The organism is Aquabacter spiritensis, from assembly GCF_004346185.1.
Lineage (GTDB): Bacteria > Pseudomonadota > Alphaproteobacteria > Rhizobiales > Xanthobacteraceae > Aquabacter > Aquabacter spiritensis.
Window position 1 is genome coordinate 374597 of the sequence record NZ_SMAI01000003.1, and the last position, 11314, is coordinate 385910.

General features: G+C 66.9%; 6 protein-coding genes. 3 read left to right on the plus strand and 3 right to left on the minus strand.

Features of this window, described 5'->3' with window-relative positions; genetic code table 11:
- Positions 1–86 precede the first annotated feature (86 nt).
- Positions 87–1004 (plus strand): alpha/beta fold hydrolase, encoded by a 918-nt coding sequence (locus tag EDC64_RS08145; RefSeq protein WP_245504588.1) that lies wholly within the window; start codon positions 87–89, stop codon positions 1002–1004.
- Positions 1005–1073: 69 nt separating this feature from the next.
- Here the strand turns inward: EDC64_RS08145 and EDC64_RS08150 are convergent, their stop codons facing one another.
- The 3 genes from EDC64_RS08150 to EDC64_RS08160 form a co-directional block, all read right to left on the minus strand.
- Entirely contained in the window at positions 1074–1451 is a 378-nt protein-coding gene (locus tag EDC64_RS08150) for a VOC family protein (protein ID WP_132030765.1), read from the minus strand.
- A gap of 41 nt (positions 1452–1492) precedes the next feature.
- Positions 1493–2275, minus strand: coding sequence for a histidinol-phosphatase (gene hisN / locus EDC64_RS08155; RefSeq protein ID WP_132030766.1), 783 nt, complete (start codon positions 2273–2275; stop codon positions 1493–1495).
- Between the two features lie 917 nt (positions 2276–3192).
- Positions 3193–4080: an N-formylglutamate amidohydrolase gene (locus tag EDC64_RS08160; protein ID WP_132030767.1), complete on the minus strand. Its 888-nt coding sequence runs from the start codon at positions 4078–4080 to the stop codon at positions 3193–3195.
- A 120-nt stretch (positions 4081–4200) separates the two neighbouring features.
- Between EDC64_RS08160 and cpdR the strand changes: the two genes are divergently transcribed.
- The gene (cpdR, locus tag EDC64_RS08165; protein ID WP_132030800.1) at positions 4201–4620 is read left to right on the plus strand and encodes a cell cycle two-component system response regulator CpdR; all 420 of its coding nucleotides are present in this window, start codon (positions 4201–4203) and stop codon (positions 4618–4620) included.
- A 1744-nt stretch (positions 4621–6364) separates the two neighbouring features.
- A partial coding sequence (locus tag EDC64_RS08175; protein ID WP_207915954.1) for a beta strand repeat-containing protein occupies positions 6365–11314 on the plus strand: 4950 nt, incomplete at its 3' end.

Below are 11314 nucleotides of genomic sequence, written 5' to 3' on the forward strand. Positions count from 1 at the left end.
GTCCCGGTGCTTCCTCCGCTCGCCCCGATTTGCCACCCAGGCTTGGTGCTGCCCAAGGTCTTCTCTTCAGTCTGCCGGCAGACCCGGTGCCTGCGGGCGCGGTCGCCGGTTATCTGACCACGGCAGACGGAATCCAGGTCCGCTACGCCCGGTGGCCGGCCGCGCCGGGCGTTCCCGCGCGGGGCACGGTCGCGGTATTACCGGGGCGGACTGAATTCATCGAGAAATATTTCGAGGTGGTGCGCGAGCTCGCCGCGCGCGGCTTTGCCGTGGCCATGCTCGACTGGCGCGGGCAGGGCGGATCGGAACGGCTTCTGCGGAATCCGCGCAAAGGCTTCGTGCGCGATTTCCGCGATTATCAAAACGATCTCTCCGTCTTCGCCCGCCAGGTGCTGCTGCCGGATTGCCCGGCGCCGCACTTCGCCCTGGGTCACTCGATGGCGAGTGTCATTCTCCTTGAGGCGGTGCTGGAGGGGCGGCGTTGGTTCGACCGGATGGTGATGGTCGCCCCGATGCTCGCCCTCAATCTCGGCCCGGCGACCGGCATGGCCCGGCTGCTTGCGGGCGTCCTCGCGCCCTGGATGGGCGGCGCCTACATTCCGGGCGGCCGCAACCGCCCGGTCACCGAGCGGCCTTTCGCCACCAATCCGGTGACCTCGGATGCCAAGCGCTACGCGCGGGCCGCCGACATGGTCGCGGCCCATCCGGAACTCGCCATGGGCGCGCCGACGATCGGCTGGCTCGCCGCCGCGTTCGCCGCGATGGACCGGCTTTCGCAACCGGAGACCATGCGGCGCATCCGCCAGCCGATCTTGATGGTTGCGGCAGGGGCCGACCGGATCATCTCCAATCGGGCGATCGAGCATCTCTCGGGACGGTTGATCGCCGGCGGGCATGTCACCATCGCCGGGGCGCGGCACGAAATCCTCCAGGAGCAGGACATCTATCGGGCGCAATTCTGGGCCGCCTTCGATGCCTTCATTCCGGGCAGCGACGGCGCCTGAGCCTCCCGTCCTGCGCGGCGCCCGCCGCGTTCAGGTCTTCGGCGGCGCCGGTGGGTGGTGGTTCGCTCCCTATTTTGCGGAAAAGGTGACCGCCTCGATCTTGTTCCCGTCGGGGTCGAAGAGGAAGGCGGCGTAATAATGCGCGTCGTACTCCGGGCGCACCCCGGGCGGCCCGGCGTCGCGCCCGCCATGGGCGAGGCCCGCCCGGTGAAAGGCGGCGACCATGTCGCGGGTCTCCACTGCAAAGGCGACATGCGCCCCGTTCCCGGCAGTGGCGGGGCTGCCGTCGAGCGGCCGCTCCAAACTGAACAGCCACGTCCCCGCGCCATAATCCAGTGATTGGGCATCGGCGTTCATCAGACGCAGGCCGATCACCGCCAGGACCGGATCGTAGAAGGCGCGTGCGCGATCGAGATCGTTGGTGCCGAAGGAAAGATGATGGATCATGCGCTTCTCCCGACGTATTGCCGGCTTGACCTCGCCACGACTTATCCGGCCAGCAGCTCCAGTGCGGCCCGATGGACGGCCGCACTGCCGGCGGCGACCACCCGCCCGCCTTCGGCAGCGGAGCCGCCCTCCCAATTGGTGACGATGCCGCCCGCGCCCTCGATGATCGGGACGAGCGCAATCACGTCGTGGTCCTGGAGGCCGGTCTCGATCACCAGATCGACCAGCCCCGCCGCCACCATGCAATAAGCGTAACAATCGCCGCCATAGCGCGACAGCCGCACTTTCGATTCGACGCGATGGAATGCGGTGCGGTCCGGCGGGTCCATGAGAAGCGGCGAGGTGGTGAACAGGATCGCCTCTTCGATCGCGGGGCAGTCGCGCACATGAAGCGCGCGGTTCCCGGCAGGGCCGGTATAATGCGCGCTGCCGCCATCACCGAAAAAGCGCTCGCCGATGAATGGCTGGTGCATCATGCCGTAGACGGGCGCGCCCTCCTTCAACAGGCCGATTAGGGTGCCCCAGGCCGGCATGCCGGCGATGAAAGACTTGGTGCCGTCGATCGGGTCGAGCGCCCAGACATAAGTGGCGTCGCGGCGCTCGTCGCCGAACTCCTCGCCAATGATGCCGTGTTCGGGAAAATGCTCGGCGATGAGGCGCCGCATCGCTTGTTCGGCGGCGCGATCGGCGGCGGTGACGGGGTCGAAGGCCCGGCCGCGGCCCTTGTCCTCGACGCCGAGCGACGTGCGGAAGAAGGGCAGGATGGCGTCCCCGGAAACCGAGGCGAGCCTGTGAACGAAGGCGTCGAGGGCGACGGGCGTCATCTGTCCATCTCCATGGGCGGCAGATCGGACCTTGCTGTACTGCGCCGCGCCCGGTGAGGGAAGCCGCGGGCGAATCGTACGGGCGACCATTTAAAACCGTCGACCGCGGAACGGCGCTTCTTGCGGCATGTCGGCGCCCAAAGCCGGCGCGCAGGATCGCCGACGCTCAGTAAGTCTCTGACCATAAAGCAAAGTTTATATTTGAGGCATGCCCAAATTATCGGCGAGGACCCGTCTTGAAGACGGTGGGGCGGGGGATCATATTAATCAGGCGCGGCACCGCCTGCGGTGCCGCTGCCCTCCTTGGGCGTTTCCTCCCTAGACTTGGGCCGCTCCGGTGTTCCGTGGGCGGCCCCTTTCTTTTCGGGCTTCCACGCAGCGCCCGGCAAATTTCCCCACCTACGTGTTTTGGTTGCGGTGCGGTGGACGTTCTATCCGTCTTTCCACGCCATCCCGAATGTCGACCGTCCCGCCGTCGCGGCCAGAGAGCGCGGCGGCGCGGCCTCGTCTCGCCATGCAGACAGCGCCTTTTGTCTTCAGCAGCCGGGGAATTGTTCAACGATTCGCGGGACGGGCCTGAAAATCCCACATCGGACGCCGGCGGCGTCGGAAAAATTCGTTTGGAGTCAAAAAATTAGCCCGGCACGCCGGGCTGCGACAAACGACCGCTTGATTTTTGGCAGCGCAATGGGCTATTGCTGCATTGCGACATGGCGATTGGCGTCGCTGTGTCGCTGCCCTCCTTGGGCGTTTCCTCCCTAGACTTGGGCCGTTCGCTTGCGGACGGCCCCTTTCTTTTTTGGGCGCTCGAAACGCATTGTTGGCACGCGCTGATCTTCCGCCAAATCGCTGCCGGCAAATTGGTATATCTGCCATTCGAAAAACGCAAGGCACGTTTTTCGCCCGATAGGGATTCCCTATTCAGCCGCGGCGCGCGGTGGGGCCCATTCCGCCTGCGCCGCTTCCAGCAGGCACACGGCCACGGCGCTCAGGTCGGTTCGGACCTGGTCGAATGTCGGGCTGCGCTGGTAGGTCGCCTCTTCCATATAGAGACCGCGATTGATCTCGATCTGGATCGCGTGGAGTCCGGCGGCAGGATTGCCGTAATGCTCGGTGATGTAGCCGCCGGCATAGGGCTTGTTCCGGACCACCGCATAGCCGCGCGCCGTAAGCTCCCGTTCCAGAATATCGGTGATGAGCGGGGCGCAACTCGTGGCATAGCGGTCGCCCAGCACGATATCGGCCCGGGCGCCGTCGTCCCGGGCGGGGGCGGACGGCATGGAGTGGCAATCCACCAGAACGGCAACCCCGAAGCGCTTGTGGGTGCGGCCGATCATGCGGCGCAGGGCCTGATGATAGGGCTTGTAATAGGTCTCGATGCGCTCGAGCGCCTCAGCCACCGACAGGCGGCGCTGATAGATTTCCTGCGAATCGCCCACCACACGCGCAATCGTTCCGAGACCGCCGGAGACCCGGATCGAGCGGGTATTGGCGAAGGCGGGCAGCCGGCCTTCGAACATGCGCGGATCGAGCTCGTACGGCTCGCGGTTCAGATCGAGAAACGCCCGGGGAAACAGCGCCCGCATCAAGGGAAGCCCCGCATCGACGACGTCGGTGAACAATTCGTCGACGAAACTGTCCTCGGAGCGCCGCAGGGCATCGAATTCGAGCCGCGCCTGCGCCATGAAGGCGCGGGGATAGATCCGCCCGCTGTGCGGCGAATTGAACACGAAGGGCCCCGCCACGTTTTCCGGCAAGAGGATCTCGAACGGCGGATCGATGGTGTCGGCGAGGCAGGCGGTCATCGAGGCCGGAGATTCCCTTCGGGGCGGGCGCTGCCCGCTCCCATGATGCGCAAGCGCAGGGCCTTTTGTGAAGAGGCCCGCCGGTTCACTTCGAATTTACCCGTCCCAGCGCATAAAGCGATGGAAGCGCCGCCGCCCCGGGGAGGCGGGCGCGGTGAAACGAGGGTGAGTAGCGTGTCGAAGATCCTATTGGCGGAAGACGACAACGACATGCGCCGGTTCCTGGTGAAAGCCCTCCAGAATGCGGGCTACCAGGTGGCGTCCTTCGACAATGGCCGCTCCGCCTACGAGCGGATGCGGGAGGAGCCCTTCGAGCTGCTGCTGACCGACATCGTCATGCCGGAAATGGATGGCATCGAACTCGCCCGCCGCGCGACAGAACTCGACCCGGACTTGAAGGTGATGTTCATCACCGGTTTCGCCGCGGTCGCGCTCAATGCGGACATGGAGGCGACCTGCGAGGCGAAGGTGCTCTCGAAGCCGTTTCATCTGCGCGATCTGGTGCAGGAAGTCGGCAAGATGCTGAGCATTGCCGCTTGAAGATCCCGCAAGGGACCTGAGGCCTTGCGTGCGCGGGGCCTCGATGGCGATCGCGCCGCGTGCGCTCGGCGGCAGCCTTAAACTGGAACAGAGCGCCATTGGTTGGTTGACGGATTCCGCGTCGGCCATGAGCCTTGTCGATCCGGCACAGCTTCGGCGTCTGCCACCGCCGGCCCCTGAGAGGCCCTGCGCTGCAGACTGGCCGACCCCTCTTTGATCCCTGCGATGGCCGGCCGCGAGCGGCCCTGAAAATGGGCGTAGAGCACGCGCCGGCGGCTTGCATCGCGAGCTGATCGGACAACGCGGTCTCCAAGGATGTTTCGCGACTGTTTCTCCGATGCCGTTGTTCCGCGGATCAGGCTCCAAGCGGGTCGGCACGCGGGCGCACGGCTTCGGTCCGAGCGCGGCGAATCAGCCGTCAGCCTGTTGGGGACGGGGCGCGCTTGAAGCCCGCACCGCCTGTCATCCGCCATCAAGGCGCAAGGCGCCGGCGGGAAATGCCTGGCCGTTCCACGTGGGGTTGATGCCCGGCGGCCACAGATGCACTTTTTTACCGCCCTCTTTCGCAATCCGTACATCTTTTGCGCAATCCGGGTCGCGAAGATCCCCGGACTTGGTCGTACTCCCGCAAAGGCACGCGCGTGCCGCGCAGACGACCTCAGGGACGCCGCTTGGCCATGACGATGTGATTCGACGGATGGGCCGAACCGAAGAGAAGCGCCGGGACCGCCGGCGGTACGTTGGGAATGTGAGAGGGCCGCGATTCCCGGCGCGGCGCCGGCGGTGTCAATCTGGAGGGCAGTCCTGTTGCAGGTGAGTCACATCCTGCGGAAAAAATTGCATTTTCTTTCTGTGGCGGCCGGTTGGTCTTGAGAGGTACGACAATCCGATTGCATCGCAGATCGGGTACACCTAGCGTTTAGGTTGCAACGTCGGAGCGGCGAGGGCGAGGGCTGCGGCCGGCCGGGGGTTCCGTTCATCCGCGACGCGGCGCCCCGAGAGGGGGGATTGCCGCGAAACGGGGGCGGGTACGGTCTGCCGGACACGCGCGAATCTCGGGCGTTTATCGGGGCGGGAGCGAAGCCTCGTCCTCTGCGGCCAGTCTTTTGAAGCTGCGTAAAATATAACGATTACAAAGGCTTGCCGGGTAAGACGGAAGCCGTTTGAGCGATTGAGCCAGGGGGCGAAGCAGATGCCGGCAAAGCAGATTTCGCAGCGCGGAGGAGTCGCGCCGGTGCGTCCGGATGCGGCGGTCCGGTCCCGTAGGGTATCAGCTCCCTTCCGCCGCCGGCTTCTCCTGACCTCCGCGCTGGTTTCGGCAATGAGCCTCGCTGCGCCAGGGTTTTCCCAGACGCTCAGTCCAGACGGTACGGCAGGCTCGAACGCTTCAGGTACGGGCACCAGTGCGACCGGCGGCGGCGGCGGTGGCGCCGCGGGCAGGAACGTGCCGGTCGACCAAGCCATCTCCGGCACCGTCACGGGCGGCGCGGGGGGCAGTGGCGGATCCAACATATCAGGTGCAAGCGGAACGGCCGGGGGCGTGGGAACGGGGAGCCATTCGGCCGGCGCCGGCGGGACCGGGGCATCTGGCACGGGCGTCGGAGGCGCGGGCGGTGCCGGCGCGGGAGGCGCTGCGGGCGGCACGGGCACCGAGGGCACCGGGTTAAACATTTACGGCTTCGGCGGCGGCGGCGGCGGCGGCGCTGGTATTCTCGGCAACGCAGCGAATGGGGAGATCGAGATTGTGCTGGGCGCCGACATTACCGGCGGCGCGGGCGGTGCCGGTGGCGGTGTCTCGGTAGGAATGGTTTTGGTCGGATCGACCGCGCGTTTGGGCGACGGCGGCGCGGGCGGTGCCGGCTTCATCAGTCAGGTTTCCGGCCTGGTTCTGAACAATTATGGCGCGATCACCGGCGGCGCCGGCGGCATGGGCGGTGTGGTGGGGGCCAACTATATCGGAGCCCCGCTTTATGCCGGCAATGCCGGTGCCGGCGGCGCCGGCACCGCGATGTCCGGGGAGTCTACGAGTTTCACCAATGACGGGATCGTCACCGGCGGCGCCGGCGGGAATGTGGACTCGACCATTACCCCCTCTCCGGGCTTTGGAAACATGCCTGGAGCGGGTGGGGCGGGCCTGCTGCTCTCCGGCACGGCCACGACATCCAACACGACCGTCCAAAATTACGGCACCATCACGGGTGGCGTGGGTGGCCATGACCTCAATGCCGGCGTTGGTTCCTATGGCTTGAGCGGGGCCGGTGTGGTCATTTCCGGCACGCTGAACACCTTTACCAATTATAACACAGGCGTGGTGGCGGGCGCCGATCTGCCGACGGGCGCAACCGGTGCCGATTACGGCGGCGTGGGTCTCCTCATATCTGGCGACGACAACACGGTTACAAATTATGGCACTATCAGATCCGGTTCGGATAATGTTGTGGGTGAAAGCGGTGTAGCAATTTCTGTTACAGGCTCTTCAAATAAAATTATAAATGACGGATCTATTAATTCACCGAATGATTTTGCTGTCTATTTCGCTAATACATCGTTAGGATCGACGCTCGAGCTCCAGTCTAATTGGAGTCTCGTCGGCGGAGCCCGCAATCTTGGGGCCAACACAACGCTCGCACTGGGTGGGACTGTCGATCAAAGCTTCGACCAGTCGCTGATCGGATCGAGTTTAATTGATTTCGACAATTACGACAAAGTTGGGACCGCGACCTGGACCCTGACCAACACCGGCACCGTCACCTGGACGGTGAGGGAGGGCACGCTCGCGCTTGGCGCTGCATCCAGCATGGGTGGGGCGACGGTGATGAACGGCGCCATCTTGACGTCCCTGTCCGGTGCGTTCTCGACGGGGACCGTCACCATCCAGAACGGCGGTACGCTCGCCGGGGGCCCCGGCGCCAGCGCCGTCGGCCTCGCCATCACCGGCAGCAATGACCTGATCTTATCCCCGACGTCTCTTCTTTCGTTGACCCTGGACCCGACCAGGTCCACGACGGCGGCGGTCTCGTCCGCGAACCTCACCCTCGACGGCACCCTCTATGTGATCGACGGCGGCAGTTTCGGCGCCGGCACCTATACGCTGCTGAGCTATACCGGCAGCCTGACCAACAACACGCTGGACGTGGGCGTTCTGCCCAACGGCCTGACGGGGACCATTTCGGTCGCCACGTCCGGCGTCGTTCTTCTGATCATCGCGTCGCCCGGCCTCTACTGGAACGGCGGCGTCACGACCGCCGGCGGGTCGAGCGTCGTCGGCGGCGACGGCACCTGGAACGCCGGCAACACCAATTGGACCGATTCCGCCGGCGCGACCGCGGTGGCGTGGGACGGCTCCACCGCCATCTTCGCGGGCACCTCCTCGTCCAACAACGTGACCGTCGTGGGCGCGCCGGGCGTGATTTCCGTCGAAGGCATGCAGTTCGACGTCGACGGCTACAACATTTCCGGCGACAGCATCACCTTGGCGGCGACCTCCGGCCAGACCGGCATCGATGTCGCCACGTCCGTCACCGCCACCATCGGCTCCGTCCTCGCCGGCACCACGGGCCTGCAGAAGACCGGCGCCGGCACGCTGAACCTTTCGGGCACCAACAGCCTGACCGGCGACGTCACCGTTTCCGCCGGCACGCTGGGCCTTTCCGGCACGCTCGGCGCCTCGGTCCTGACAGTCGGCAGCGCCGACGCGGCCACCCTCGCCGTCTCGGGCGGCGGCGCGCTGACCAGCATCAACTCGACCGTGGGAACTGCGGATGGCGGGGTCGGCACGGTCACGGTGAGCGGGACCAATTCGAGCTGGACCAGCACGGGCGAGCTCACCATCGGCCTCAATGGCGGCGCCGGAAGCCTCACAATATCCGGCGGCGCCCAGTTCTCCGCCCAGCGGATCGGCCTGTCCACGGCGTCATGGCAGAGCGGCAGCGGCGGCAACGGCGCGCTCACCGTCACCGGCACGGATACGCTCTGGACCAACAGCGACGGGGGCATCGAAGTCGCCCGCACGGCGGGGGCCACCGGCTCCCTGACCGTTTCCGGCGGCGCCACGGCCCAGATCTACAAGGTGGGCATCTACACCGGCGCCGGGGCGCAGGTCACCTTCACCGGCGCCGGCACGCGGGTCGAGATCGGCGATCCCGACGATCCCACCAATACCGCGCTCCAGGCCGGGCTGAGCCCGGACGGCGGCACGGTCACGATTTCGGACCGCGCGGAGGTCTATGCCACCCAGGTCTATGTCGGCGCGGCTGGCGGCGACCTGGTGACGATGACCGTTTCCGGGGCGAGCCTGGTCGCGGAAAAGTTCCTCTATGTCGGCGGCCAGAACGGCACGCGCAATGTCGATCCGGTGAATGGCAACGGCGACCTCACCATTTCCGCCGGCGGCACGGTCACCGGCGGTGCGACCGGGGTCGGCATGGACCCGGGTTCCCAGGGCAAGCTCACCATCACCGGTGCGGGGTCCCAGTTCTGGGCCAAGGCAAACCCCACCTTCTCCTATCTCGGCAATTTGTATGTCGGCTATGCCGGCACCGCATCCGTGATCGTCGCCGACGGCGGCACGCTGAAGGTCGATAATGAGGTGCGCATCGGTTACACCGCCGATGGTGACGGCGTGCTCGCCATCGGCGCGGCCAGCGGCTCCGCGGCGGCGGCCGGTGTGATCGACGCGCCGAGCATCGTCTTCGGGGCGGGCGCGGGCGAGATCGTCTTCAACCACACCGCCACCGACTTCACGCTGTCCGCGGCGATCTCCGGCGGCGGCGCGTTGAGCGTTCTGGCCGGTACGACGATCCTGACCGGCGCCAGCACCTATACCGGCGGCACCACCATTTCCGGCGGCGTTCTGGCCATCGGCGGCGCCAGCGGGTCCATCGACGGCGATGTGGTGCTGAGCAATGGCGGCACCCTGACGCTCGCCCGCACCACCGATATGACCTTCACCGGCGTCGTGTCCGGCACCGGCTCCCTGACCAAGACCGGCACCGCGAAGGCGACGCTCATGGGCGCCAACACCTTCGCCGGCACGACGACGGTCTATGGCGGCACGCTGGAACTTCTCGGCGGGAGCCTCGCCGGCGGGGTGTCGGTGAACTCGGGCGCCACGTTGAAGGGCGCCGCGGCCCCGGGCACCGTCTCGGGCGATGTGAATATCGCGGCCGGCGCCACCCTCGTCGGCGTGTCCGGCGCCACCTCGCTGTCCATCGGCGGCAAGCTGTCCTTCGCCGACCCGACCTCGATCTTCGCCGTGACGCTCGGATCGCCCTCGCCGACGACGCCGGCGATCGACGTGGGCGGCGACCTCGTGCTGACCGGCGTCCTGAACCTCACCGCGGGCGTCGGCTTCTTCAGTGGCACCTACCGCCTGATCGACTATGACGGCACCCTGTCGGGGGCCGGTCTGGAGGTCGGCACCGCGCCGACGCATTCGCTCTTCGCGGTGAGCACGGCCACCGCCAACCAGGTCAACCTTCTGGTGGCGGCGGGGCAGTGGTGGAACGGCACGACGACCAGTCCCGGCTCCTCCGTCCAGGGCGGCGTCGGCACCTGGAATGTCTCAGCGCCAACCACCAACTGGACCGACCAGACAGGGACCTCAGCGTCGTCCTGGTCGCAGGGGGGGCTGGCCATCTTCGCCGGCACGGCCGGGACGGTGACGGTGGCCGGGATGACGGCGCCGCAGGTGGCGGCGATGGAGTTCCTCACCGACGGCTATGTGATCGAGGGCGGGTCGATCACCCTGTCCTCATTCGCCAGCAGCGGCGTCACCCGAATCACGGTGGGCGACGGGACGGGGCCGTCCGCCAGCTGGACCGCCACCATCGCGTCCGAGCTGACCGGCACGCAGATTCTGTCGAAGAACGGGGCGGGGACGCTCGTCCTCACGGGCGCCAACAGCTACACGGACATCACCCGCATCAATGAAGGCACGCTGTCCATCGGCAATGGCGGAACCACGGGCTCGGTGGCGAGCCCCGAGATCGCGAACTCCAGCGAACTGGTGTTCAACCGCTCCAGCTACATCGCATATGCCGGCGTGATTTCCGGCATCGGCACGCTGGAGAAGACAGGCGCGGGCACGCTGGAACTGTCGGGCGCCAACACCTATTTGGGCGACACCACGGTCACGGCGGGGACGCTGCGGATCGCCTCTGCGGGCGCGCTGGGCACCAGTGCGGCTGGGACCACGGTGGCGTCCGGGGCGACCTTGGAGATCTTCGGCTCGGGACCGCTGGCCCTGGGCGCGGAGGCGCTGACGCTGAGCGGCACCGGGGTGAACGGTGCCGGCGCGCTGCTGAGCACCGACTACAACAATTCCGTCGCGGGGGCGATCAATCTGGCGGCGGACAGCCTCGTTTCGGTCACCGCGGGCACGTTGACGCTCACGGGCGGCGTCACCGGTTCCGGCATGAGTCTGACCCTCGGCGGCGCGGGCCAGGGCCAGCTCAGCAGCGTCGTCGCGACCGGCACGGGCGGCGTGACCAAGCAGGGCGCGGGGGTCTGGTACCTGAACGGCGCGAACACCTATACCGGCGCGACGACCATCTCCGAAGGCGCGCTGGTGGCCACCAATGCGGCGTCGCTGGGAACCGCGGCGGGCGGCACCAGCGTGGCGGCGGGCGCCGCGCTGTGGATCGGCGGCGGCGTGGCCCTGGGCGCGGAAGCGGTGACGCTGAGCGGCGCGGCG